A 24781-nucleotide genomic window follows, 5' to 3' on the forward strand; every position below is an offset into this window, starting at 1 on the left:
TTGCGGGCTGGAGGGGGCTTCTTATGCCTTCAGCCCTAGGGCCTGGTGCCGGTCGCTGTGGGAGGGGGCCGCTGCGCCGCGCCTTGGCCGTGGTGGGCCTGGGGGCGGTGCTGCGGCGCCCGGTGCGTGCGGAGTCCTCGCGTGAGCCCCCAAGGACGTATCGGGAAGCCGTGGGCCGGCGGCCCCCCGGCCCCTGAACTGGCCGTTTGGCTCGGCCGCCGGCGCATGGCGACCGGGCAGGCGGCGTGCACCACGGGGTCAGGCGTCGGTGCGGTAGAAGTCGGCAAGGCGGACTCGGTCGCCTCGCCACACGGTGCGCACGGCGCGGGTCGGCGCTGCGGCGGTGTGGGTCTCGTCGTGGCACAACACCACGGCTCCGGGGCCGAGGTGGCGGGCTTCCCCGGGGGTGGCGGTGCGGGCGGTGGTGTGGGTCAGCACACTGTCGGCCTCGTCTGGGCGGCCGGTGTCGTAGACGGTGCGCAAGCCGATCACGGCGTCGGCGTCTCCCTCGCACAAGAGATAACGGGTCACGGCGGCGGCCTCGGCGTCGATGCGGAGGGCGATGTCGGCGGGGGGCTCCTCGGTGCTGGGGCCGCTGAGGTGGCGCATGGTGAGGTCGGCGTCTCCGGGGCCGGGTGCTTCGGCGGGGGCCAGGCGCCGCGCCGAATGGGTCCGCCGCCGCGCCCGCGCGGCCTCGGGCGGGACCTGTGTGACGTAGGTGCCGTGGCCTTGGCGAGCTTCAGCGATCCCCTCGTGTACGAGCTGGCGCAGCACTGCGCGTCCGGTCCGGTCCCCGACGCGGTAGCGCCGCGCGATGTCTAGGGAGCTGGGGAGCTGCGCGCCGGGAGGGTAGGTGCCCGCGCGGATGGCCTGGCGCAGCTCGTCGGCGATGGGGACATGGCGATAGGGGCGCTTGGGCGGGGTCTCTTCCACGGCGGGTTCCTCCCGGGGCGAAAAATTCGCGTTGACGATCAGAGGTCCGTCCATCCAGCATCTCAAGGGACGGACAGACATCCGTCGATCTCCTGAGAGTAAGGACCTGGCCATGCGTTTTCCAGTGGATTCCGCCCGCCTGCGCTTCCGCATCGCTGTCCCGGCACGGCCGGATGTGGATTTCACCTCCGGTGAGGTCAAGCGCCGCGACAACCGCTCGGTCTGGGTGCTGAGCCTGACCGTGATGGATGGCTCGGACGTGGAAGTGATTCGCGTTCGCACCACTGACGCGGGGGTGGAAGCTCTTCAGCAGGACGATGCGGTGGCGGTGGCTGGGCTGTCGGTCCTGCACTGGGCGATGGGCGACAGGTCGGGCATGTCGTTCCAGGCGGAGTCCGTCACGCCCACCGCCGCTACCGTGGGCAAGGGCGCGGCCACGGGTGGTGCCGCTTCGTCGGCGGGTGCGAAGTGAGTACGGCAACGGTGACGGTGAGTCTGGCGGGTCCGGTGGCGGCGGTGGCGCACGTGGCCGATGGGGCGCGGGTGCTGGTGGTCGATGACGGCGCGGTGTCGCTGCGCCTGGACCTGTCGCAGGTGGCCGAGGGCGACGCGGCGACGCTGGTCCACGGGCTGATGCGGGCCGCTGGCGAGATCGGCGACGCGGTCGGGGCGCTGGTGCACCCCACGCTTCCCCCGCCGCCCTACGCGGTGGACACCGACTGGGAGTCGCGATGACCCGCGATGCCGAACGCCGTCCGGTGGGGCTGGGGCCTCTGGTGGACACCCCCGAACCCGTCACCCGCACGCGTGAGACCGCCGCGTCGTGGCTGGGTGCGCACGTGGTGCGGAGGGCCTGGCTGTGGCGCCGGGAACTGCTGCTGCTGGGGGCTGTGGCCGCCGCCGCGCTGGGGCCGGTGGCCATCGCAGGCCACAGCGGTGCGTGGGTGCGCGGCGCGGTGGCGGGCGCGGCTGCGGTCGTGGTGGCGGCGGCGGTGGCCGTGGGGGTCCCGGTGCTGCGGCGCGGCCTTCGCGCCTGGCTGTGGGCGGGGCGTATCCGCCGCCGGTGGGATGCCGCGTGCCGGTGGGCGGGCCTGGCCACAGCCTCGGCCCGCATCCCGCGCGTGCGGTCGGCGCGGGCCTGCCCGGCGGGTGAGCGCCTGATGGTGCGCCTGCCCGCCGGGTCCTCCACGGCGGATCTGGAGAAGGCGGCCGATCGGGTGGCGGTGGCGCTGGATGTAAGGGAGGTGAAGGTACGCCGTAACCCGTCTTCGGCACGCTTCCCCGAAGTGGACGTAGTCCGCTCCGACCCCTACCGCGACTCCCAGGGAAATCCGGTGAGCATCGTCTCTCCCCTGGCGGATGCGGCGCGGTGGGATCTGTGGTCGGGTGTCCCGGTGGGTCGTGATGACCTGGGGCAGATGGTGACGGTGCGGCTCATGGGGAGAAACGCCATTGTCGGCGGTGAACCTGAAGCCGGAAAATCAGTGGCCATGTCCAGCTTCCTTGCCGCCGCGTGCCTTGACCCCGCCGCCGACATTTTCGCGATCGACGCCAAACGCGTGGAGCTTTCGCTGTGGCGGCACCGCCTGAGCGCATTCGTGACCACGTCGATTGATGACGCTATCGCGCTCGTGGAAACACTCATATCCGACATGGATGACCGGTACGAGAAACTGGAGTCGGACGGCCTGCGCAATGTGACCCCGGACATGGGGTGGCGCACAAAAATCCTCGCTATTGACGAACTCAGGTTTTTCACCGCCTATCCCGAGAAGCGGTCGAGGGACAAATTCAACCTGCTGCTGATCGATCTGGTCGCGCGGTGCCGCGCGGTGGGCATGGCGGTCCTGGCGGGAACCCAGCGACCCAGTTCAGACGTGGTGCCCACGTCGCTGCGCGACATCATGGGCCTGCGGTGGGCGATGCGGTGCGCCACGCGCGATGCCTCCGACACCATTCTCGGAGCGGGCTGGGCGACGGAAGGATACTCGGCGGCGAACATCGACGCCGCCGACCGGGGAATAGGACTGCTGCTAGCGGAAGGCGGAGTACCGATGCGGCTGAAAAGCGCATGGCTATCGGATCAGGAAATCGCGCGCATTGTGGCGCGGGGGATCGAGTGCAAGGGAGGCGCGATGACGTAGGGAACCAACTTTAGGGCCGCCCCTCGGCCCGGACACCGGGAATGGAAAAAAACAATGAACCCCCCAGATATCATCCGCGCGTACAGCGTAGCCGACGATTTCGCTTCCTTTGACATCCCTACCGACCGCATGGCGTCCGCCGTTCTCCACGCGCTGTTCCGGGAGGATTCGCCGCTGGCGGCTGGCGTGGTGGCGGCCTACCTGCGGCTGCCGCGCGACCGGGGCGGGTACGGGGCGATCGCGCTGAGCGAAGGTGACGTTGAGGCGCTACGAGCCGAGGTGGTGCGGCAGGGGCGCGTGATCCTGGCGGCAGAACAGTAGATGACCCTGCGGGCCGGATGGCTTGGCGGTCCCCGGCCCGCAGGTCCCTATCCCTGAGCAAGGAAGGTGCATCCAGCATGCCCGAAAACACGGCGTATCACATGGGCGGGTGGTCGTGATGCCGACCCCCATCGGACGGCGCATCGATGACGCGGAGCGGGTGCGGCGCGAACTGGGCGAGACGCCGCCCGGCGCGGCCTACCCCGTGCGGGGAGACCTGCCGCCGCTGGCACGGGAGACCGTCGCGGAGATCGCACGCATCCTGGAGCGGGCGGGCTGGCCACCGATCCGCCACCAGGACGACTATGTGCGCCTCATCCTGGCGCTGCGGTGGGTCGCCTCCGATGTGGCGCCGCGCGTGCGGAGTTCCCGGTGAGCGGGGGGTTCCCGCCGCCGGAGAGCGGGCGCTACCGCCAGGAGCGGCGGCCGGTGGTGCCGGGCCGGCTGCCCGAGGTGCCGCGCCCGGCCGGGGCCTCCTACCCCATCCCCATGCCGGATCTCAGGGAGCGCGACCTTGAGTTCGAGCGGCTTCTCGAAGACATCATGCGGGCGGTAGGGCGGCGGCGGTTCCCGCCGATCGTGTCGGACCGCGACAGGGTCAGGCTGTCGGTGTTCCTGTGGCGCTTCCTCTACCACCCGGGCTGGCCTGATCTGCGCTCCACACGTGAGCGCGAGGCACAGGAAGGGCGGCGCCGTGGGTGATGCTCCGGGGCTGGCCGCGCTGCTGGCGCGGGTGAGCGCCGCCGACTACGACGCCTGGCGCCGCCAGGTGGTGCGCGCCGGACACTGCGTGGCGCCGGTGCGGGTACGTGGCCACGCCTCGGCGGTGGACACGGCCACGGGAGAGGTGCAGGCGTCCTTCGCCACGGCGGATCAGCCGGACGGGCTGCTGCTGCTGGCCTGCGGGGACCGGCGGGCAGCCGTCTGCCCGCCGTGCGCGGCCGTCTACCGCCGCGACATGGTCCACCTGGTCGGGTCTGGTCTGGTGGGGCGGGGCGGTGAGGCGGCGGTCCCCGCTGAAGTGGCAGACCACCCGCGTGTGTTCATGACCCTAACCGCGCCGTCGTTTGGTCCTGTTCACCGGGCGTCGGCCGGTCCCTGTCGGCTGCCGCCCGGCCCACGGCGACGGTGCCGCCATGGGGTGCCAGCAGATTGCGGGCTGGTCCACGAAGCGGACCATCCGGTGGTCGGGACGCCGCTTTGCGCTGCCTGCTACGACTACACCACTAATGTGCTGTGGCACCTGATGGCGCCGGAGCTGTGGCGGCGGACGACGATCGCTGTGGGCCGGGAGCTGGCGCGCGCGGCCTCGACGCGGCTGGGGCGGCGGGTGAGCGTGACCGCCCTGCGCGACGTGCTCCGCGTCAGTTACGTCAAGATCGCGGAGTTCCAGAAGCGGGGCGCGGTGCACTTCCACGCGATCCTTCGCCTTGACGGCGTGGATCCGGCTGACCGCTCCCGGATCGTGGCGCCCCCGGCCTGGGCCACGTCCGGGCTGCTGCGCGAAGCGGTGGCGGGGGCGGTCGGCCGTGCCTCGGTGGCGATGCCGTCACCGGATGGGCGGATGCGGGTGGCCGCTTGGGGCCGCCAGGTCGATATCCGCGACATCACCGGCGGCGACGCTAAGCGCCTGGCGGGCTACCTGGCGAAGTACACCACCAAGACCGCCTCGGACGCGGTGGGCGCGGATGCGGCGCTGGCGCGGCGGCTCCACGTGCTGCATCCGACAGCGCTTCGCCGCCAGGTCGGCCCGCACCTGGCGCAAATGGTGGCCACGGCGTGGAAGCTGGGTGGGCAACCGGGGCTGGAAGCCCTGCGCCGGTGGGCGCACCAGTTGGGATATCGCGGTCACTTCGCCACGAAAAGCCGGGTGTACGCCATGACTCTAGGCGCGCTGCGGGAGGCGCGGCGGGCCTGGCGGCGCCGGGAGCGCGCCCGGTCGGGAACGTCCGACGTGTGGGGCTCGGCCGGGGCGGTGGTGGTGGGCGACTGGGCCTATGCGGGGCGGGGCTATGTCGGCATAGCCGACGCCGCGAAGGTCGCGCTGATGGCCGAGGAAGCTGATATCGCACGGGCGGACATCCGCCATCTGAAACGCGTAGAAAAGGAGATGCGTTTCTGGGGTGCGTCCCCTGTCTTAGCCGCCGCCTGACCATTCCTCCCGCACACAGAAAAGGTGCCTCACCCATGCCGAAAATCAGGAGAATAGTCGGCTTTCTACTGCTCATCGCGGCGGTTTTCGCGGTGCCGTCCTCGGCTTCTGCCATGTCGCGCATTCCGGGGTGCGAGGGGGAGCCGACCCCCGTCGTGGAGTCCACGGCCGATGGAATGCAGGGCTATTTCGACGCGCCCCTGGGGTGGACTCCCCAGCCGGTGTCGGTTGGCCGTGGCGGTAATTCCGACACCACGCGCTACGAACTGGTTACCGCGTCCTACTGGCAAGAAATCGGAATCGCTGGCATGGGGTGGCACACCATCCGCGATTCGTGCATCGACCACATGGCGGACGCACCCATTTCGGGGATCGCTAACCTGATGTGGCTGTGCGCTCGGGGAATATCGCTGGTGTCGATCACCCTTTATGAATGGGCAGCCAGCGGGGACGCTCTATCGGGTCTGGAAACGCTGGTGGTCGCTGGTGTGGAAGGGCTCCGCCGCGCGGTGTGGGGGCCTTTCCTGGCGGTGGTCGTGGTGCTGGGTGCGGTGTGGATGGGGTGGTGGGGGCTGGTCCGCCAGCGGCCTTCGGTGACCGTGGAAGGGGCGGCGTGGATGGTGGCCGCGACGGTGCTGGGGGTGTGGGTGGTCTCCTCACCTGGCACGATCGTGGATACAGCAGGGCGGGCAACCCTGCTCGGCGCCGACATCGCACACATCGCGCTGGGGCCGGTGCGGGCGGCGGCCACGGGCGCGCCGGAGTGTCCTGCTGACCGTGGCGGGGTCCTGGCACAGGGCGCGGACTCCGGGTGGTCGGGGCGCGAGATCACCGTTCAGACCCACGCGGAGAATCTGTGGTCGGGGCTGGTGTGCCGACCGTGGATCGCTGGCCAATTCGGTAATTCCGAGGCGGGCCGCGTGGTTGAGGTCGAATTTGCGAGCGACCTGATTGCCGCGCAATCGGTGGGGCGTTCAACGACGCACCACATAGCCGATGGTCGCCTTAACGCGACGGCGGTATATGAGTCCAAGGCGGCCGGTTTCGAGGACCTTTCAGAACGCCTTGAAGAGGACCACCCGCAGGTTTATCCGCTTTATGCGGGGGATCGTCCGTGGGACCGTGTCGGTGTCGCGGGAATGGCGCTGGTCGCCTCTATATGCGCGGGCGGGCTGCTGTTCATAGTGGCTCTGAGTTCGCTGGTGGCGCAGATGGCGTTCTTTCTCCTGCTGCTCCTGGCCCCGGTGTTCTGCGTGCTTGGCGTTCACCCCGGGCGGGGCCGGACGCTCCTGATCCGGTGGGTCGAAACAACACTGGGGATTCTGCTTCGACAAATAGTGCTCCACCTGCTGCTGATGCTGCTGGTTGAGGTCTACATCACCATTCTCGGATGGGAAATGTCGTGGGGTGGTCAAATGGTGGTGCTCACGCTGGCGACGCTCGCCCTGCTGCTGTACCGGCGACGGCTGACCGACATCGTGTCCTCGGTGACGGCGCAGACCGCACCGCACCGTGCGGGGGCTCAGGTGGTCCGGGCGGGGGTGGCGGGTGCGGTCGGGGGTGCGGGCGCGGCCGGGCTCATGGGGGCGCGCGGCGCACGGGGCGCGCCAGGGCGTGAGGGCGCCTCGGGAAGTGTGCGCCGTGGTCGGGTGTCGTGGCGGAAGTCCGGTGGACAGGGGCAGCGGCGGCCTGGGCGCGGTGCCGGGGCGGGGCAGCCTCAGCAGCGCGCGGATCGGCCTACCGGTTCGGCTGGCCAGCAGCGCCCGGCGGACCCGCCGCCGGACCGGGCGTCCGGCCCGGGGCGCGGGCACACCGGCCGTGGCGACTCAGCGGATCCGGGTGGGTCGGGGCGGCGGCGCTCGACGTGGGCGGCGCCGCGCCTGCCGGGGCGCGATCCCTCTCCCCCGGCGCACCGTGACCCTTCGCCCCGGCCTCGGGATGGCGGGGAGGGGCGGTGAGGGGCCGCTGCGCCGCCGCCCCTGGTCCTGTGGGCCTGGGGTGGTGGTGCCGCGGCGCCCGCCGGGGTGGTGTGCTCGCGGTAAGCCGGGGGGTGTGTGGTGGTGACGGCCTGGGCCGGCTGCCCCCCGCCCCTGGGTGCTTCGCCCGGCGCGGCGGCCGGCGCGGGCCGGACCGCGCCCGCCCCCTCAGCCACAGCGGCGCACCGCCGGAAATGGGCGCGCGAAGCGCGGCGATAAAGCCGTAACCGCACTTTTCCCACCCTCATTCGGCAGTGGAACAGAAAATGCTGCGCGCGAAGCGCGTCGATTGCACCTCGGCTTCGCCGGGTGAAGGGGTGGGTGGTCGGGGGACGGACGGTGGCACGCCCCCCGCGTTTCCTGTCAAGCGTTACAAAGAAATTTCCTGAGAAAGTCGTTGGCCAGCATCGGACAAAAATTCATGTGCGTTTTCCCGTGCGCGCTCTTTGGCCCGTGACTGGCCCGTGGAAAGGCAGTCGATGTGAGACAAGAAAAGGCACTGACCGTAGCTGAGATGGCGTCTGAGCTGGGGTTTCATCGCTCTACCCTTTATCGCTGGATCTACCTAGGGTGCGGTCCTAAATGCTTTCAGTCGCCTGGTGGACACCTCCGCGTGTGGAGATCGGATTTCCTAGAATGGTGTGAGCATCACAACCTATCCCCCGAGGGGTGATTCTGTGAAGACCGACATCGGCCAGGACTTCGAGCTTTGGAAGATGCGCGAGAGACACGACCGGCCTAAGCCCTACGAAGTGCGGTGGCGCGTGGGCACTATGGAAAAGAGCAAATCTTATAAAACGAAAGCGCTGGCTCAGCAGCGCGAGAGAGCTTTGATGGCGGCAGCCCGCGCGGGGGAGCATTTCAGTGAGGAGACCGGGGAGCCGGTGTCCTGGGCGCGGTCGTCGGAGACGGTGTACGCGGCGGCGGTGGCCTACGCCCGGCACGCGTGGGGGTCCACCGACTCGGGCAACACCCGCAGGACGGTGCGCGACAACGCGGTGAGGCTCATCCTGGCCAGCATCGATGACAAGGCGGCGCGCAAGCACCCGGCGCCCGCCGACATGGCCCGGGTGCGCTCCGCCGTGGGCGACTACGGGTGTGAGTTCACCATCGATTCTGACGCTTCCAGCCTCGCTGAGCGCGTGGTCCCCCGCCCGGCGCCTGCCGACGCGGCGGCGTGCCTGGCCTGGGTCGCTAAGGTGTCGCGCCCCCTGGCCGAGGTCGCCAAAAGCGCCGACGCCGCTCTGGAACTGCTGGAGCGCTCGTGCGTCCGGCTGCACCAGCGGCGCGGGGCCTCGGCCACGGTGGCGCCCGACACCAAGCGGCGGCGGCGCGGGGTGCTCTCCTCGATCCTGGGCCACGCGGTGCAGCGGGGCGTGCTGGCCAGCAACCCCCTGCATGGCCTGACGATGCGTCGGCCGCGATCCTCCGATGCGGTCTCCCCCCGCCACGTACCCGACTGGGATCAGGCACGGCGGCTGCTGGCCGCTGTGGAGACCAGCCGCAACAAGAACGACCGGTTCCTGTGGGCCTTCTTCGTGACCGCCTACATGGCGGGAACGCGCCCCGGTGAGACGCGCGCGATCCGAGCCCAGGACATCATCTGGCCCGAAGACGTGACCGACTCCGACGCGGCGCCGGGGTGGGGTGTGCTGGTGGCGTCGGGGTCGCGTACCGAGGTCGCCTCCCGCTACACCGACGGGGGAGAGCGGGGCGAGGTGCGGGGCCTCAAAGGCAGAAGCTCCAAGGATCTGCGCATGGTCCCGCTGGCGCCCGAAGCGGTGGCGGCCCTGCGCTGGCACCTGGACGCCTATGGAACGGCGCCCGATGGAAGGCTGTTCTGGCACGCTACGGGCGGTGACCCGTGGGGCGTGGTGTCGGGCAAGGTCTACCGCCGCACCTGGGCGCGGGCGCGCAAAACCGCGCTGACCCCCGCAGAGCGGGAGCTAGGCGTTGCTCAGCGGCCGTACGACCTGCGGCACGGCTGCGCAAGCTACCTGATCGCCGATGGCGTGCCGACCCCCGAGATCGCGCGGCGCCTCGGCCACTCGGTGGAAGTCCTCCTCACGGTGTACGTCCACTGGTTCCGCCAGCAGGAGCACGACGCGAACAAGCTCCTGAGCAGGGCGTTTGCCGAACGCGGGCCTCTCACGGGCCAAGGCGCCCAAGCGCCCGCGTCGGTGACGCGTATTCCCAGGTCAGCGGCATAGATGGGACGAATGGTCCCCTCCCCGCGTGCGCGGGGAGCACCCTTCTTGAACTGCGAGGCTGCGGTCCGGGTAGGGCGTTTTTCATTACTTCTACTCTTCTCGGAGCCTCGGCGGTAGGGGCTCGGGCGCGGCATGGGGTGATACGGCGCTTATGGATCCTCTCAACACATACGCGACCACTCGTATGGGTTGGGGAGCTATGCGCCCCTTCGTTCCGGGAACCTACATTGGCACCATGACGACCCGTGAACCCGCCGGGGCCTCCTCCTTCGCGCCTTCGGCGATCGACTCCCCCACCGACCCCGCCGCCGTCGTCTCCGCCTCCCCCGGGCCTGACCTGCGCGGGCGGGTGGCCGTCGTCACCGGGGCCGCCGGCGGCATCGGGCGGGCCTGTGCCGAGCGGTTCCACGCCGCCGGAGCCGAGGTGCGGCTGGTGGACCGCGACGCCGACGGCGTGGCGGCGCTGGCCGCCGCCGGTGTGGGCACGGCCTTCCCCGTCGACCTCACCGACCTCGACGCCGCCGCCGAGGTCGCGCGCGGGGCCGACATCGTCGTCAACAACGCGGGCGTGCAGACGGTCGCGCCCATCGAGGAGTTCCCGCCCGACCGGTTCTCCCTCATCCTGCGCCTCATGGTCGAAGCCCCCTTCCGCCTCGTCCAGGCCGCCCTCCCGCATATGTACGCGCGCGGCTGGGGCCGGATCGTCAACATCTCCTCCGTCCACGGCCTGCGCGCCTCCGCCTACAAGTCCGCCTACGTCACCGCCAAGCACGGGCTTGAGGGCTTCTCCAAGGTCGCGGCCGTCGAGGGCGCCCCCCACGGCGTCACCTCCAACTGCATCAACCCCGGTTACGTCCGCACGCCCCTGGTCGAGCACCAGATCGCCGAGCAGGCGCGCGCCCACGGCATCGGCGAGGACGAGGTGGTGGAGTCCGTGCTGCTGGCCCGCACCCCGCTCAAGCGGCTGATCGAGCCCGCCGAGGTCGCCGCCATGGCCCTCTACCTGTGCGGACCCGACGCGTCCTTCGTCAACGGGGCCTCCCTGACCATCGACGGAGCCTGGAGCGCGAACTGAACGGACCCACCGGCCGCGGCCCCGACGGCGGCGGCCCCGCCGCCGACGCCGCCAACGCCGCCGACGCGTCCGGCGGCGCCGAGGCGCAGTTCCTACGGCTGCTGCTGCGCGACGCCCCGGCCGTGGAGTACGAGCGCCCCCTGCTCCAGGCGCGCGCCCGGGGCGCCTCCCCCGCCGAACTCGCCGACCTGGAGGACGCCAAGGTCCTGGCCCTGCGCGTGCGCACCGTGCTCTCCGACCGGCGCCGCCGCGAGTCCGAGCTGACCGCCCTGTTCGAGACCGCCAACGACCTCGCCGGCATGCGCGACCTGGACCGGGTGCTGCGCGCCATCGTCGACCGCGCCCGCAACCTGCTGGGCACCGACACCGCCTACCTCACCCTGCGCGACACCGTCCTGGAGAACGGCGACACCGTCATGCGCGTGACCTCGGGCTCGGTCTCGGCCCGGTTCCAGCAGCTCCGCCTCGGCCCCGGCGAGGGCCTGGGCGGGCTCGTCGCCCAGACCGCGCTGCCCTACGTCACCGCCAACTACTTCACCGACACCCGCTTCCAGCACACCGCGACCATCGACGCCGGCGTCCTGGACGAGGGCCTGGTCGCCATCCTCGGCGTCCCCCTCCAGCTCAACGGCCGCGTCATCGGCGTGCTCTTCGCCGCCAACCGCCGCGAGCGGCCCTTCTCCCACGCCGAGGTCGCGCTGCTCGGCTCCCTGGCCACCCACGCCTCCATCGCCATCGACAGCGCCAACCTCATCGAGGGCACCCGCGCGGCCCTGGAGGAGCTGAACGCCGTCAACCAGCGCCTCACCGACCACAGCGGCGCCGTCGAGCGGGCCGCCGAGGCGCACGACCGCCTCACCGACCTGGTCCTGCGCGGCGGCGGCGTGGAGGAGGTCGAGGCGGCGGTCAGCGCCGTCCTCGGCGGCGCGGCCACCGTCCACGACGCCTCCGTCCACGGCGCGCTGCCCGCCGACCCGGCCGTGGCCGAGGCCGTGCGCGCCTCCCAGGCCAGCGGCCGCGCCGCGCCCACCGGCACCGGCTGGGCGGCGGCGGTCATGGCCGGCGGGGAGCCGCTGGGCGCGGTCGTCCTGGAGGGCGTGGACCTCGACCCCGCCGACCAGCGCATCCTGGAGCGCGCGGCCATGGTGATCGCGCTGCTGCTGGTGATGCGGCGCTCGGCCAGCGAGGCGGAGAACCGGGTGCGCGGCGACCTGCTCGACGCGGTCCTGGACACCCCCGCCCGCGACCCCGACGGCCTGCGCCGGCGCGCCGAGCGCCTGGGCGCCGACCTCGACGCCGAGCACGTGGTCGTCGTGGCCGAGGCCCCCGGCGCCCGCCCGGGGCGGCTGCGCGCGGCCGCGATGCACCTGGCAGAGACCTCCGGCGGCCTGGCCGGGACCCGCGCCGGCGCGACCGTGCTGGTGCTGCCCGGCCCTGAGCCCGCCGCGACCGCGCGCCGGGCGGTGGCCGCGCTCGCGGCGGCGGTCAACACGGAGGTCACGGCAGGTGCGGGCGGCCCCACCGCCGGCCTGGCGACGTTCGCGGCGCGCTTCGCCGAGGCGCGGCGCTGCCTGCGCGCCCTGGTGGCGCTGGGCCGCATCGGCGAGGTGGCCACCTCCGCCGACCTCGGCTTCCTCGGCCTGCTGCTGGGCGGCGACCGCGACGTCGCCGGGTTCGTGGACGCCGCCCTCGGCCCGCTCATCGACTACGACGCCCGCCGCGACACCGCCCTGGTCGAGACGCTGCGCGCCTACTTCGACAGCGGCGGCAGCCTGGCCAAGGCCAAGGACGTCCTGCACGTCCACGTCAACACCGTGGCCCAGCGCCTGGAGCGCGTCGGCCGCCTCATCGGCCCCGACTGGCAGGAGCCCGCCCGCGCCCTGGAACTCCAGCTCGCGCTGCGCCTGCACACCCTGCTGGCCGGCGGCGTCACCGAGGACGGCGGCACCGGCCGCGCCCGGCCCTGACCCGCGCGCCCGCACCCCTCCCCCGACCCGCCGCACCCGCACCGCGCCGCGCCCCATGCCCGGCACCGCCCCCGGGCGTAGGCGGCCTCGGCTCCGGCGCGTAGCCGCGAAGCCGCCGCAGGGGCGACGACCGGCGTAGGCGCCGGCGGCGAGGGTGGGCGCATGAACACCACAGCACTCCTGGTGGCGGGCGCCGGGTTCGGCGGCCCCGCCTTCCGCGACCACCCCGGACCGCCGCCGTTCCACCCGATGATCGGAGTCTCCATGCTGCTCCTGCTGCTCGCCCTGGGCGTCATCGCCTACCTGCTCGTCTCGCGCGCCAAGGGCGGCCCGCCCTGGGCGCACCACGCCCGCCGGGCGCACCACCAGCCGCCCGAGGCCGCCGCCCGCCAGGTGCTCGCCGAGCGCTTCGCCCGTGGCGACATCTCCGTCGAGGAGTTCCTGGAGCGCGCCAGCGTGCTCAACTGGACCCCCGGCGCCGGTGAGGGGAAGCGGCGGTGAGACTCCCGCCCGCCGCGCGCAAGGCGGTCCTGACCGTTCACGTGCTCGTCTCGGTGGGGTGGGTGGGCCTGCACGCCGGCGTCCTGACTTTGGTGGCGGCGGGCGCGGCCGCCGCCGACCCGGAGCGCACCACCATGCTCTACGGCGCCGCCGCCGCTCTGGTGGAGCTGCTCGTCATGCCGGTCAGCACGCTGGCGCTGGTGTCGGGCCTGGTCCTGGCCCTGGCCACCCCGTGGGGCCTGTTCCGCCACTGGTGGGTGGCGGCCAAGCTCGGCCTGACCGCGCTGCTGGTGGCCGGGAGCAACCTCAGCCTGGGGCCGGGCGTGGTGGAGCTGGCGCGGGCCGCCGAAAGCGGCGCGGTGCCCGACCCGGTGGAGGGCGTCCGCATGGCGACCGCGCTCTCGGTGGCGCTGACGGTGCTGGTCACCACCACGCTGCTGTCCACCGTCAAGCCCTTCGGCCGGATCCGGCGCCCCGGCCGCGCCGGGCGTCCCCGCGCCGCCGCGCCGGCCGCCCGATCCGGGGCCGCCCGATGACCCGTGGCCCGACCGGCCCGCCGGAGGACTCCGGCGGGCCGCCGCCGTGCCCGGCGTACCCGTTGTGTCCGCCGCGCGGCTGAGACCCGGCACGAATCCCCGGGCGCGCCGCCCGCCGAAGCGACAGGGCGCCCGCACCGTGACATCCTCGACCCGGGACGGACGAACCGTGAGAGGAACCATGGCCGGCATGTGGCACGGGGAGCTGTACACCGACTTCACCGGCGGCGGCGGCACCGACGGACCCGGCGGCGACGACCTCGACGCGCTCGTGCGCGCCGCCTTCGCCCCGCACGACGGCCGCGGCGGGGCGCCCGCCGCCGGCGCGACCCCGGCGGGCGGCGGCGCGCCGACCAGCCGCTCCATTCCCTACGACGTGGTCACCGGCGCCGCCGAGACCCCCGTGGGGTTCCTGTTCCTGGCGATGACCGAGGAGGGCCTGGCGGCCTGCACGTTCGCGTCCGAGGAGACCGTGGTGGACCGGCTGCGCCGCGCCGTCTCGGCCGACATCGGCCCCCACGACGCCCACCTGGACCCGGTGCGCCGCGAGATCGACGCCTACTTCTCCGGCCGCCCCGCCCGCACCCGGATCCACCTGGACCTGCGGCTGGTCGGCGACTTCGGCCGGGTGGTGCTGCGCTCGCTGCTGGACGTGCCCTACGGCGGCACCGTCACCGTCGGCGACCTGGCCCGGCGCATCGGCCGCCCCAACGCCCGCCGCGCGGTGGCCAGCACGCTGGCGGCCAACCCGCTCTGCCTGTTCCTGCCCTGCCACCGGGTGGTCGCCGACGACTACCCCGAGTCGGTGGGACCCTACGTCGGCGGCCCCGAGGCCAAGCGCCGCCTGCTGGAGCTGGAGGCCGCCGGCGCGGCCTGAGCGCGCCCGCGCCCCGGCGCTCCGCGCCCCCGGCGCCCTGGTGCCCTCAGCGCGGCCCGCGCGGCCCTAGCAGCGCCGCCAGTTCGGCGGTGAGCCCCTTGGACGCGGCCTCGACCATGGTCAGCACCGTGCTGAACCCGTCGTCGCCGCCGTAGTAGGGGTCGGGGACCTCCGGGTTGGGGCCGACCTCGCCGGGGGCGAAGCCGCGGAACAGCCGCAGCCGGTCGCGCACGGTGTCGGGGTCGGGGGCGCGGCGCACCAGCTCGTCCATGTTGTCCAGGTCCATGGCCAGGACCAGGTCGCGCTGCTCGAACCACGCGGGGTCGAACTGGCGGGCCACGTGGTCGGTGGGGTAGCCGTGCACGCGCAGCGCGGCGGCGGCGCGGGGGTCCATGCCCCAGCCCAGGTGCCAGTCGCCGGTGCCGGCGCTGTCCACCGCCACCGCCTCGGCCAGCCCCGCGCGGGCGAGGTCGGCGGTCAGCACCTTCTCGGCCATGGGCGAGCGGCAGATGTTGCCCAGGCACACCACACAGATCCGGTAGGGACCGGAGGGGTCGCGGGGTTCGGGCAGGCTCATCGGGCGCGCGGCGCGCGCTCGGGCGGCCCAGGTCGGGCCGATCGGCGCGGGCCGCTCCCCCCTTTCCCAAAGAGGCGTGCTGGCGGCGGACCGCCCGCCCCCGCCGGGCGGGCGGGGGCGGGCGGCGCAGTCGTGGGGACCGGGCGGCCGCGGGTCGCGGCGCGCGGTCGTGCATACCGTAATCGAGGAACGCGCTTACCGCAGGCGGGCGCGTGTTTTCGGCTCCGCCGGTCAGCCCTTGGGCAGCCGGACGACGGTCACGAAGAAGTCGTCGATCTGGCGGACCACCCGGATGAACGACTCGAAGTCCACCGGCTTGGCCACATAGGCGTTGGCGTGCAGGCGGTAGCTGCGCAGGATGTCCTCCTCGGCCTCGGAGGTGGTCAGCACGACGATGGGGATGTGCGAGAGGGCCTCGTCCTTCTTGACCTCCTCCAGCACCTCGCGGCCGTCCTTGCGGGGCAGGTTGAGGTCGAGCAGGATGAGGTGCGGTGCGGGCGCGTCGGCGAACTCGCCCTCGCGGCGCAGGAAGCGCAGGGCCTCGACCCCGTCGGAGACCACGTGCAGGCGGTTGCCCACCTTGTGCTCCTCGAACGCCTCCTTGGTCATCAGGACGTCGCCGGGGTCGTCCTCGACCAGCAGCACCTCAATGGGTTGCACCAAGTTGTCCTCGCTCACTGTCGTCCGACCCGCTCAGGCTCGTCTCCGGTCGTGCGCCCGCCCGGCCCGCCGTCCTCGGCCGGGCCGCTGGACTCGGCGGCGCGGACCGGGGTGTCGGCGGTGGGGCCGGCCACTGCGCCGGCGGCCGCGGGCTCCCCCTCGGGGGTGTCGGGGCCGCCCTCGTCGGCGGTGCCCCCGGTGTCCGTGGTGCCCGCGGCGTCCTCGCCGCCCGCCGCCGGGAGCGCGCTCCCGGCGTCCTGCGCCGCCTCGGCCTCGCCGCCGGCGCCGCCGTCGTCGGCGGGCAGCGACCAGCATATGCGGGTTCCGCGCTGCTCGTTCTCGGTGTCGAGCCAGATGCGCCCGCCGTGGAACTCCACGATCTTCTTGCACATGGCCAGGCCGATCCCGGTGCCGCCGTACTTGTCGCGGGTGTGCAGCCGCTGGAAGATGACGAACACCCGGTCGGCGTACTGGGGCTCGATGCCGATGCCGTTGTCGGCGCAGCAGAACACCCACTCCTCGCCCCGGCGGCGGACGCTGATGTGCACCCGGGGGCGCTCCTCGGCGCGGAACTTCACCGCGTTGCCGACCAGGTTGAAGAACACCTGCGTGAGCAGGGTGCGGTCGCCGCGCACGGTGGGCAGGTCGTCGCCGGTGATCTCGGCGTCGGCCTCCTCAAGGCGGGTCTCCAGGGCGTTGAGCGCGTCGTCCAGTGCCTCGTTGAGGTCGACCGGCTCGTCGTCCTTGGTGCGCCCGACCCGGCTGAACGCCAGCAGGTCGTTGATCAGCGTCTGCATGCGCTTGGCGCCCTCGACCGCGAAGTCGATGTAGGAGTCGGCGCGCTCGTCGAGCTGCCCCTGGTAGCGCCGCTGGAGCAACTGGCAGAAGCTGGCCACCTTGCGCAGCGGCTCCTGGAGGTCGTGGGAGGCGACGTAGGCGAACTGCTCCAGCTCGGTGTTGGAGCGCTGCAACTCCGCGGTCTGGCGCTCCAGCAGCTCCGACTGCTCCTGGAGCTTGCGCCGCGCGGCGCCGACCTCGTCCAGGTCGCGCACGATGCGCTCGCGCATGGCGTCGACGTCGCGGCCCACCCGCTCGATCTCGGGCGGCCCCTGGAGTTCGATGCGGTGGCCGTAGTAGCCGCCCGACACCTGCGCCAGGTGGCTGGCCAGCTCGTCCAGCGGGCGCAGCACCCAGTTCTGGAGCATGATCCACAGGAAGCAGCACAGCACGACCACGACCACGCCGACCAGCACGAGCAGCGCGACCACCTGCTGGGTGGCCGAGGCCAGGCCGTCGCGGGCCTGCGACAGCTCCTCGTCGATGCCGGTCTCCGCCGCCGTGCCGGCGGCGCGCAGGTCGTCGAAGAGGGCGCGGCCCTCCTGGAGGTCGGCGGCGCTGACCCGCTCCCCCGCCTGGACGGCCTCCAGCGCGGGCTCGGCGAAGTCCTCCTGCCAGGTCTCCCCGGCGTCCAGCAACTGCTGGATGCCGGCGTTGACGTCGCTGTCGGCCCGGGCCAGCGCGCGCAACTGCGGCAGGCTCTCCTCCAGCGTCTGGCGGCCCTGCTGGTAGGGGTCGAGGAACTCGATGTCGCCGGTGAGGGCGTAGCCGCGGATCCCGTAGTCCAGGTTGAAGTAGGCCGACATGGTCTGGCGCACGGCGCTCTGCGCCGGGGTCAGCTCGTTGACCTGGCGGTCCAGGGAGTCGCGCGCGCTGAAGGCCGCGACGGTGATGGTGGACACCGAGGCCACCAGGACCACCGCCACCGACGCCAGCAGGATGGTCACCCGGCGGCGCAGGGGGAGCTTCCTCAAGGCCGGTCCCCGTGGGTGATCAGCAGCATCGCGACGTCGTCCTGCAAGGGGCCGCCGTTGGAGCGCTCGGCCTCGTCGATGACGTGCTCGGGCAGGTCCACCACCGACACCCCGCGCCCCAGCAGGTCGGTGACCAGCCGGCGCAGGCCGTCGACCTCCAGGCGCGCGGGCGGCGCGCCGTCGTAGGCGTCGACCAGGCCGTCGGTGTAGAGCATGAGGGTGGCGCCGCGCGGCAGCCGGAACTCGTCCACCTCGGTCTCGCCCTCGGGGAACACGCCCAGCGGCGGGCTGGGGGTGACCGCGACCTCCTCGACCTTGCCGCCGTTGAGCACCAGCGGCGGCGGGTGGCCGAACAGCCGCACCCGGGCCTCCTCGCGGCCGGTGTCGATGCTGGTCTGGCACAGGGTGGCGTACATCTCGTCCTGCGCGCGCTCGCTGACCAGGATCTCGGCCAGCGCGGGCAGCAGGTCGGCCTCGGCCACCCCGCCCATGACCAGGGCGCGCCAGGCGATGCGCAGGCTGACGCCCAGGGCGGCCTCGTCGGGGCCGTGGCCGCTGACGTCGCCGACGATGACGTGGGTGGTGCCGTCCTTGTGGACGGCGTCGTAGAAGTCGCCGCCGACCAGGGCGCGCTTGCGGCCGGGCCGGTAGAAGGCGCGCGGGACCAGCGGGGTGCTGTCGAGCAGCACCTGCGGCAGCAGGCCGCGCTCCAGGCGCATGTTCTCGCGGGCGTACAGCTCGGCCTCGCGCAACTGGCGGGCGTTCTCGTCGGCGCGCTGGCGCTCGACGGAGTAGCGCAGGCTGCGCGCCAGCAGGGAGCCGTCGACCTGGCCCTTGACGAGGTAGTCCTGGGCGCCGGCGGCCACGGCCGCCACGCCCTCGTGCTCGTCGTTGAGGCCGGTCAGCACCACGACGGCGGCGGAGGGCGCGCTGGTCAGCACCTCGCGCAGCAGCTCCATGCCCGCGGCGTCGGGCAGGTTGAGGTCCAGCAGGACGCAGCCGCGGAATCCGGCGAAGTGCTCGCGGGCCTCGGCCAGGGTGCGCACCCAGGTGATGTGGGCGCTCAGCGCGGTGTCGGCGAGCAGCTCCTCGACCAGGAACGCGTCCTGGGTGTCGTCTTCGATGAGGAGGATGTCGACCGCTTCGACGGTGGCGGAGGGGCGCCGCTCCATGACGGCCTCAGCGGCGCGGCCGGTGTCGCCCAGCCGCGCGAGTTCGGTATCGGTCATGGTCACGGGCTGGTGTCCTGGTTTCCTGATATCCACACATCGCCTCTACGTCGACCGGTGCGCGGGAGCGTCGTCAGCCGTTGCGGCAGTCAAACGATAATCGCCCGGCACGGAGTGTCGCTAGCGGGATTGCACGAGAGACATCAAACGGCGGTAGGGGGTGTCCCGCTTCCTGGGGCGCCTGGTTCGCACCCGTGTGCCTTCCCAGGCTACCCGCCTTCCTCCGACCGTTTTCTGACACGTCGTCGTATCGACCTTGAAGGCCGCTCCCGTTGCTGACATCATGTCGGAAAAATCCGAGCGGCAAAGGCGACAAAGGAGGGCGTGTGCCCGCAAATCCCCTCGACGCCGATCCCACCCCCGACACCGAGCCCACCGAACCCGCCCCCTTCTCCGCGGAGCTGCGCCAGGCCACCTGGAGCGACCACGGCGACGCCGAGCAGCACGGATTCGTCCAGGCGCTGCTGGAGGGCGCCCTGCCGCGCGCGGCCTACGCCGCGATGCTCGCCCAGCACTACTTCGTGTACGCGGCCCTGGAGGAGGTCGGCGACGCGCTGGCCGCCGACCCCGTCGCCGGGCGGATCCACTTCCCGGCCCTGCGCCGGGTTCCCGCGCTGCACCGCGACCTCACCGCGCTCTACGGCCCCGACTGGCGCGACCGCATCGCCCCCACCGCGCCCACGCGCGCCTACACCGCCCGCGTCGAGGCGGCCGCCGCCGACCCCGCCCGCTACGTGGCCCACCACTACACCCGCTACATGGGCGACCTCTCCGGCGGGCGGTTCTTCCGCAAGGCCGCCGAGCGCGCCTACGGCATCGACGCCGGCTCCGGCACCGCGTTCTTCGACTTCCCCGGCCTGGGCAGCCTGCCCCGCTTCAAGGAGGGCTACCGCCGCCGGCTGGACGGAATGGACCTCGACGCCGCCGCGCGGCGGCGGGTCGTGGCCGAGACCCGCCTGGCCTACCGGCTCAACGCCGACGTGCTGGCCGACCTCGGCCGCGCCCACGCCCGACGCGCCGCCTGAGCAGGGCCGCGCCGGGCGGCGGCGGGTGCGAACCCCCGCCCGGCGCGGCCGGCGCGTGCCACCATGGGTGCCATGCCCAAGATCTCCGCGCCCACCATCGCGGCGCACCGCGCGCAGACCCGCGAGCGCATCCTCGACGCCGTCGCCGCGCTCACCCGCGTGCAGGGCATCGACGAGATCTCCATGACCGAGGTCGCCGCCGAGGCGGGCATCACCCGCACCGCGCTCTACAACTACTTCCCTGACAAGCCCGCGCTGCTGCTCGCCTTCACCGAGCGGGTGACCAGCGGGTTCGTCGACCGCTACCACCGCGAGCTGGCCGGCGACGCCTCCGCCGCCGAGCGCCTGGACGCCTTCATCCGCTTCCAGCTCGACGGCCTGGCCGAGCACCCCCACCCGGCGGCCGGCGAACTCGGCGCCAGCCTGGGCCCCGACGCCTACCAGGCCCTGGCCGACCACGTGGCGCCCATGCACGCGCTGCTGGACGAGATCCTGCGCGCCGGGGTGGCGGCCGGGGAGTTCGCGCCGGTCCCCGTCGAGCCGGTGGCCCGCCTGGTCCTGGCCATGGTCGGCGCCCAGCGGGTGCCCCTCCAGCGCGGCGAGACCACCCCGGCCGACGCCCACCGCCTGGTGGCCGGGTTCACCCTGCGCGCCCTGCGCCAGGGCGACCCCGCCTCGCCGCCGCTGGCGTGAGGCGGGGTGCGGCCGGGGGCCGGCGCGCCCCCGCCGGGTTTCGGCGCGTCCACCGGCGGCTTCAGGCCCCGTCCCCACGTGCGGCAACGCCCGCGGTGCGGCAGAATCGGGCACCGTAGCAGCCTGTTCTCCCCGGAAGGGCCGCCCCGGTGTCCATACTGCTGATCCTCCTCGGCGCCGCGCTGGTCGCCGTCGCCGTGTTCAACCGCGTCCCCCGGTTCCAGCCGGCGTGGTCGCCCCACCTGGTGCCCGCGCGCCTCACCGAGGCCGGGCGCGCCACGCTGACCACGGTCGGCGGCAGCGCCCTGATCATCGCGTTCTTCCTGGCGCTGTCGGGGGTGTGAGCCCGGCGGCGCGGGGCCGGCCGCTCAGCCGCGCCGCGCGATCCGGCGCAGCCCGCGCTCGGCCTGGCGCACCGCGCCGGCCGCCGCCAGCACCCCGGTGAGCACCGCCGCGCCCGCCAGCGCGTCGCGGGCCAGGGCGCGCTGCCCGGCCGCGCGCTCGGCGGCCGCGCGCTGGTCGGCGTCGAACCGGCCGCCGCAGGACCGGAAGTCCAGCTCCAGCTCGCGCCAGCGCGGCGGCCAGGACGCCGGCGGCCGCTCGGGGTTCGCCCGGGCCGCGCGCACGCCCTCGGGCCCGCTCCAGGGCGTGCGGGTCTTGCCGACCGCGCGCTGCCGGCGCGGGAACTCCAGCGGGCGGGGCTCGGGGCCGGTGTAGTGCAGCGGACCCGGCGCGTTGGCCAGCAGCTCGGCCAGCAGTTGGGCGCAGGCGCGGGCGTCGCCCAGCGCGGTGTGCTGGGCGGTGGGCCAGTGCCCGCCCAGGGCGTGGCTGGCGCGGGGCAGGGAGTAGCGCGGCAGGTCCACCTGGGCGCGCAGCGCCCGCAGGGTGCACAGGCCCGGCAGCTCGCCGGGCAGGCCCGCCGGGTGCAGCTCGGCCGCCAGGAACCTGCCCTCGAAGTCGAGGTTGTGCCCGGTCACCACCGCGCCGCTGAACAGCTCGGCGAGCACGTCGACCAGTTCGGCGGCCTTGGGGGCGCCCACCACGTCGCTGGCGCCGATGCCGTGGAACTCCTGCCCGCCCAGCGGCACGCCGGGGTCCACCAGCGTGCTGAACTCGCTCAGCACCGCGCCGTCGCCGCGCATGCGCACCACGGCGATCTCGCAGACCCGCGCGCCCTCGCGCGGGTCCAGGCCGGTGGTCTCGACGTCGACGACCGCGTACTCCAGGTCGCGGGCCGCCGCCGGCCCGCGCCGATGGCGGGTCAGCCCGCCCATGTGGAGCACCCGCCCGGTGTCCGGTTCGGTCTCCAGCACGTCGCCCATCCCCCGTCTGCCTCGCTCGCGGCGGTGGTGTCCCACCGGGCCGACCCTATGCCAGGAGGCGGCGGGCGCGGTCCGCGCGGCATGCGCCACCATGGCTGCGACGGCCGCGACGATCCAGTGGGACACCGGTGCCGCAGCGGCCCGGCCCCGGTCCGGCGCCCGCGCGCCCGACCCGTCCCGGCCCCGATTTTTCCGTTCCGACCTGTGAGGAGACCCCATGCCCGAGACCGCGCCGCCGCCCTACGCCCCCCTGGTCGAGGTGGTCCGCTCGGGCTTTCGCGAGGGCGTCCACTACGGGGCCGTCGTGGGGCTCACCGCCTCCGGTGAGATCGGCTACTCCCGGGGCGACGTCGCCGCGCCCATGCTGCCGCGCTCGGCGGCCAAGCCCTTCCAGGCGTCGGCGGTGCTGCGGGCCGGCGCTCCGCTGCACGGCCCCCAGGTGGCCGTCGCGGCGGGCAGCCACAGCGGCGAGCCGCGCCACGCCGAACTGGTCCGCGCCACGCTGGCGGCCTCGGGGCTGAGCGAGGACGACCTGGGCTGCCCCGCCGAGTGGCCGCTGGACCGCCACGAGCGCGACGCCCTGCTGCGTGCGGGCGGCTCCCCCGCCCGCGTGCTGATGAACTGCTCGGGCAAGCACGCCGCCATGCTGGCCGCCTGCGTGGCCCGGGGCTGGGACACCGCCGGCTACCTGGCGCCCGACCACCCCGTGCAGGCGGCGGTGCGCGCGGAGATCGAGCGGCTGTGCGGCGAGCCGGTGGCCCACACCGCCGTGGACGGCTGCGGCGCGCCGCAACTGGCCGTGTCGCTGCTGGGGCTGGCGCGCGGCCTGCGCGCCATGGTCGGCGCCGCCGCCGACAGCCCCGAGGGCCGGGTCCTGGCCGCCATGCGCGCCCACCCCGAGTACGTGGCCGGCGAGCGCCGCGACGACACCCGGCTGATGCGCGCCCTGCCCGGCCTGGTGTCCAAGATCGGCGCCGAGGGCGTCATCGCGATCGCCGCGCCCACCGGCGAGGCGGTGGCGGTCAAGATGAGCGACGGCGACCCGCTGGGCCGCGCGCGCACCGCCGCCGGGCTCACCGCGCTGGCCGCGCTGGGGGTGGACGTGGAACCCGTGCGCGCCATGCTGGAGACCGAGGTGCTGGGCGGCGGCGCCCCCGTGGGCGCGGTCCGGCCGCTGCCCGAGGCCGGCCCCCGCGGCTGAAACCGGCCGCCCGCGCGGGGGAATCGGCGCGCGGGCGGCGCTGTTGGCGCCATCGACACCGCCCCGCGCACGCGGGGCCGGCCACCCCACCGGCCGCCCGAACGCGGCCGGGATCCGACCGGAAAGGGCAGGGCATGCGCGACATCGTCATCGCCGGTGCGGGAATGGCGGGTCTGCACGCCGCCGAGGCCCTGCGCGAGGCCGGGTTCGACGGCCGCATCACCCTCATCGGTGACGAGCCGCGCCGCCCCTACTCCCGGCCGCCGCTGTCCAAGGAGTTCCTGACCGGCAAGGGCGCGCCCGCCACCCTGGACCTGCGCCAGGACGCGGAGTTCGACGCGCTCGCGCTGGAGTGGCGGCTGGGCCGCGCCGCAGTGCGCCTGCGCCCGGCCGAGCGGGCCGTGGACCTGGACGACGGCACCTCGGTGCGCGCCGACGGCGTCGTCATCGCCACCGGCTCGCGCGCCCGCCGCCCCGACACCCGCCTGGCCGGGGTGCACGTGCTGCGCACCGCCGAGGACGCCGAGGCGCTGCGGGCCGGCTTCGCCGAGCACGAGCGGATCGTGGTGGTGGGCGCCGGGTTCGTCGGCGCCGAGGTCGCGGCCAGCGCCCGCGCGGCCGGGCTGGCGGTCACCCTGGTGGAGGCCGCGCCCACGCCGCTGACCCGGGTGGTCGACCCCCGCGTCGGCGGGGTGTTCACCGAACTGCACCGCGACAACAAGGTCGATCTGCGCCTGGGGGTGGGCGTGGCCGGGTTCGAGGGCGACGACCGCGTCCGCCGCGTCCGGCTCGCCGACGGCACCGCGATCGATGCGCCGCTGGTGGTGGCCGGCCTGGGCGCGCTGCCCAACACCGAGTGGCTGGCGGGGTCGGGGGTGGCGCTGGCCGGCGGCGCGGGCGGCGTGCTCTGCGACGCCTACTGCGCCACTTCGGTGCCCGGGGTCTACGCCGCCGGCGACCTCGCCAACTGGCCGCACCCGCGCTACGGCGGCCGGATCCGCCTGGAGCACTGGACCAACGCCGGCGAGCAGGCGGCCGTGGCCGCGCGCAACCTGCTCGCGGGCGAGGGCACCCGCCAGGCGTTCACACCGGTGCCCTACTTCTGGTCCGACCAGTACGGCATGAAGGTGCAACTGCTGGGCCAGGCCGCGCCGGCCGACACCGTGGAGGTCGTGCACGGCTCGCCCGAGGACCGAAAGTTCGTGGCGTTCCTGGGCCGCGAGGGCATGCTGGTGGGCGTGCTGGGCCTGCGCTCCACACCCAAGGTGATGCGCTACCGGCGGCTGCTGGCCGAGCCCACCACCTGGGCCGACGCGCTGGCCGAGGTCAGCGGTCCAGCCTGATCGCCTGCTTGGGGCACATGCGGGCGGCCTCCTCGACCCGGGGGCGCAGGTCCTCGGCGGGCTCCTCCTGGAGCACGTAGAGGTAGTCGTCGTCGCGCACCTCGAACACCTCGGGGGCGATCCCCATGCAGACGGCGTTGCTCTCGCACAGGTCGTAGTCGACGGTGACGCGCATGTGCGCTCCTCCTCGCTCGGCGCGGCGGGTCCGCGTGCCCGGACCCGAGCCTA

At 73.7% G+C, this 24781-nt stretch carries 27 protein-coding genes; 20 read left to right on the plus strand and 7 right to left on the minus strand.

The features are described 5' to 3' along the window. Positions 1-258: 258 nt before the first annotated feature. Positions 259-933, minus strand: a complete 675-nt coding sequence (locus tag LG943_RS00690) for a GntR family transcriptional regulator (protein ID WP_270070144.1) — start codon at positions 931-933, stop codon at positions 259-261. Positions 934-1045: 112 nt separating this feature from the next. On the opposite strand from LG943_RS00690, the gene LG943_RS00695 reads away from it, so the two are divergent. The 15 genes from LG943_RS00695 (at position 1046) to LG943_RS00765 (ending at position 14692) form a co-directional block, all read left to right on the plus strand. Then, complete coding sequence (locus tag LG943_RS00695) at positions 1046-1405, plus strand: SCO3933 family regulatory protein (protein ID WP_270070145.1); 360 nt, start codon at positions 1046-1048, stop codon at positions 1403-1405. After that, on the plus strand, positions 1402-1668 hold the full coding sequence (locus tag LG943_RS00700) for a hypothetical protein (protein WP_270070146.1): 267 nt from the start codon (positions 1402-1404) through the stop codon (positions 1666-1668). Before LG943_RS00695 ends, LG943_RS00700 begins: the two co-directional genes overlap by 4 nt. Next, the gene (locus LG943_RS00705; RefSeq protein WP_270070147.1) at positions 1665-3077 is read left to right on the plus strand and encodes an FtsK/SpoIIIE domain-containing protein; all 1413 of its coding nucleotides are present in this window, start codon (positions 1665-1667) and stop codon (positions 3075-3077) included. Before LG943_RS00700 ends, LG943_RS00705 begins: the two co-directional genes overlap by 4 nt. Before the next feature lie 54 nt (positions 3078-3131). Continuing rightward, the gene (locus LG943_RS00710) at positions 3132-3398 is read left to right on the plus strand and encodes a hypothetical protein (protein WP_270070148.1); all 267 of its coding nucleotides are present in this window, start codon (positions 3132-3134) and stop codon (positions 3396-3398) included. Positions 3399-3516: 118 nt separating this feature from the next. Then, the gene (locus LG943_RS00715; protein ID WP_270070149.1) at positions 3517-3774 is read left to right on the plus strand and encodes a hypothetical protein; all 258 of its coding nucleotides are present in this window, start codon (positions 3517-3519) and stop codon (positions 3772-3774) included. Next, complete coding sequence (locus LG943_RS00720; RefSeq protein WP_270070150.1) at positions 3771-4100, plus strand: hypothetical protein; 330 nt, start codon at positions 3771-3773, stop codon at positions 4098-4100. Before LG943_RS00715 ends, LG943_RS00720 begins: the two co-directional genes overlap by 4 nt. After that, positions 4093-5550 (plus strand): replication initiator, encoded by a 1458-nt coding sequence (locus LG943_RS00725; protein ID WP_270070151.1) that lies wholly within the window; start codon positions 4093-4095, stop codon positions 5548-5550. Before LG943_RS00720 ends, LG943_RS00725 begins: the two co-directional genes overlap by 8 nt. 35 nt (positions 5551-5585) lie before the next feature. Beyond that, positions 5586-7508, plus strand: coding sequence for a hypothetical protein (locus tag LG943_RS00730; RefSeq protein WP_270070152.1), 1923 nt, complete (start codon positions 5586-5588; stop codon positions 7506-7508). A gap of 499 nt (positions 7509-8007) precedes the next feature. Beyond that, positions 8008-8199, plus strand: coding sequence for a helix-turn-helix transcriptional regulator (locus LG943_RS00735; RefSeq protein WP_270070153.1), 192 nt, complete (start codon positions 8008-8010; stop codon positions 8197-8199). Positions 8200-8203: 4 nt separating this feature from the next. Next, entirely contained in the window at positions 8204-9736 is a 1533-nt protein-coding gene (locus LG943_RS00740; RefSeq protein WP_270070154.1) for a tyrosine-type recombinase/integrase, read from the plus strand. A 235-nt stretch (positions 9737-9971) separates the two neighbouring features. Then, positions 9972-10811, plus strand: a complete 840-nt coding sequence (locus tag LG943_RS00745) for a 3-hydroxybutyrate dehydrogenase (protein ID WP_270070155.1) — start codon at positions 9972-9974, stop codon at positions 10809-10811. Then, positions 10796-12778 carry a helix-turn-helix domain-containing protein gene (locus LG943_RS00750; RefSeq protein ID WP_408648519.1) on the plus strand — a complete coding sequence of 661 codons (1983 nt, stop codon included), beginning with the start codon at positions 10796-10798 and terminating at the stop codon, positions 12776-12778. Before LG943_RS00745 ends, LG943_RS00750 begins: the two co-directional genes overlap by 16 nt. 162 nt (positions 12779-12940) lie before the next feature. Next, positions 12941-13279 carry an SHOCT domain-containing protein gene (locus LG943_RS00755; RefSeq protein ID WP_270070157.1) on the plus strand — a complete coding sequence of 113 codons (339 nt, stop codon included), beginning with the start codon at positions 12941-12943 and terminating at the stop codon, positions 13277-13279. Then, a complete protein-coding gene (locus LG943_RS00760; protein ID WP_270070158.1) occupies positions 13276-13815 on the plus strand; it encodes a hypothetical protein in 540 nt (179 codons plus the stop codon). The genes LG943_RS00755 and LG943_RS00760 overlap by 4 nt, the downstream gene beginning before the upstream one ends. A gap of 181 nt (positions 13816-13996) precedes the next feature. After that, positions 13997-14692, plus strand: a complete 696-nt coding sequence (locus LG943_RS00765; RefSeq protein ID WP_270070159.1) for a methylated-DNA--[protein]-cysteine S-methyltransferase — start codon at positions 13997-13999, stop codon at positions 14690-14692. Positions 14693-14738: 46 nt separating this feature from the next. On the opposite strand, the gene LG943_RS00770 is transcribed toward LG943_RS00765, so the two are convergent. From LG943_RS00770 to LG943_RS00785, 4 genes are all read right to left on the minus strand, one after another. Then, positions 14739-15269, minus strand: coding sequence for a low molecular weight protein-tyrosine-phosphatase (locus tag LG943_RS00770; protein WP_270070160.1), 531 nt, complete (start codon positions 15267-15269; stop codon positions 14739-14741). A gap of 231 nt (positions 15270-15500) precedes the next feature. Then, positions 15501-15914, minus strand: a complete 414-nt coding sequence (locus tag LG943_RS00775) for a response regulator (protein ID WP_270070190.1) — start codon at positions 15912-15914, stop codon at positions 15501-15503. Positions 15915-15943: 29 nt separating this feature from the next. Beyond that, the gene (locus LG943_RS00780) at positions 15944-17740 is read right to left on the minus strand and encodes a sensor histidine kinase (protein WP_270070161.1); all 1797 of its coding nucleotides are present in this window, start codon (positions 17738-17740) and stop codon (positions 15944-15946) included. Next, positions 17737-18969, minus strand: a complete 1233-nt coding sequence (locus LG943_RS00785; RefSeq protein WP_408648520.1) for a PP2C family protein-serine/threonine phosphatase — start codon at positions 18967-18969, stop codon at positions 17737-17739. The genes LG943_RS00780 and LG943_RS00785 overlap by 4 nt, the downstream gene beginning before the upstream one ends. A gap of 326 nt (positions 18970-19295) precedes the next feature. Here LG943_RS00785 and LG943_RS00790 point away from each other — a divergent pair, with 326 nt between their 5' ends. The 3 genes from LG943_RS00790 to LG943_RS00800 all read left to right on the plus strand — a co-directional run bounded on the left by LG943_RS00790 (position 19296) and on the right by LG943_RS00800 (position 21031). Continuing rightward, on the plus strand, positions 19296-19994 hold the full coding sequence (locus LG943_RS00790; protein ID WP_270070162.1) for a biliverdin-producing heme oxygenase: 699 nt from the start codon (positions 19296-19298) through the stop codon (positions 19992-19994). A gap of 72 nt (positions 19995-20066) precedes the next feature. Next, positions 20067-20687: a TetR/AcrR family transcriptional regulator gene (locus LG943_RS00795; protein WP_270070163.1), complete on the plus strand. Its 621-nt coding sequence runs from the start codon at positions 20067-20069 to the stop codon at positions 20685-20687. 149 nt (positions 20688-20836) lie between these two features. Further along, the gene (locus LG943_RS00800) at positions 20837-21031 is read left to right on the plus strand and encodes a hypothetical protein (protein ID WP_270070164.1); all 195 of its coding nucleotides are present in this window, start codon (positions 20837-20839) and stop codon (positions 21029-21031) included. 24 nt (positions 21032-21055) lie between these two features. Here the strand turns inward: LG943_RS00800 and LG943_RS00805 are convergent, their stop codons facing one another. Beyond that, the gene (locus tag LG943_RS00805; protein WP_270070165.1) at positions 21056-22009 is read right to left on the minus strand and encodes a 3'-5' exonuclease; all 954 of its coding nucleotides are present in this window, start codon (positions 22007-22009) and stop codon (positions 21056-21058) included. A 217-nt stretch (positions 22010-22226) separates the two neighbouring features. On the opposite strand from LG943_RS00805, the gene LG943_RS00810 reads away from it, so the two are divergent. Both LG943_RS00810 and LG943_RS00815 read left to right on the plus strand, forming a co-directional pair. Then, the gene (locus LG943_RS00810; protein ID WP_270070166.1) at positions 22227-23210 is read left to right on the plus strand and encodes an asparaginase; all 984 of its coding nucleotides are present in this window, start codon (positions 22227-22229) and stop codon (positions 23208-23210) included. Positions 23211-23344: 134 nt separating this feature from the next. Next, a complete protein-coding gene (locus tag LG943_RS00815; protein ID WP_270070167.1) occupies positions 23345-24553 on the plus strand; it encodes an NAD(P)/FAD-dependent oxidoreductase in 1209 nt (402 codons plus the stop codon). Here the strand turns inward: LG943_RS00815 and LG943_RS00820 are convergent. Then, on the minus strand, positions 24537-24728 hold the full coding sequence (locus LG943_RS00820) for a ferredoxin (RefSeq protein WP_270070168.1): 192 nt from the start codon (positions 24726-24728) through the stop codon (positions 24537-24539). The two genes, LG943_RS00815 and LG943_RS00820, sit on opposite strands and share 17 nt — an antisense overlap. Positions 24729-24781 lie beyond the last annotated feature (53 nt).

Source organism: Streptomonospora mangrovi, from assembly GCF_027604915.1.
In the GTDB taxonomy this organism is placed as follows: domain Bacteria; phylum Actinomycetota; class Actinomycetes; order Streptosporangiales; family Streptosporangiaceae; genus Streptomonospora; species Streptomonospora mangrovi.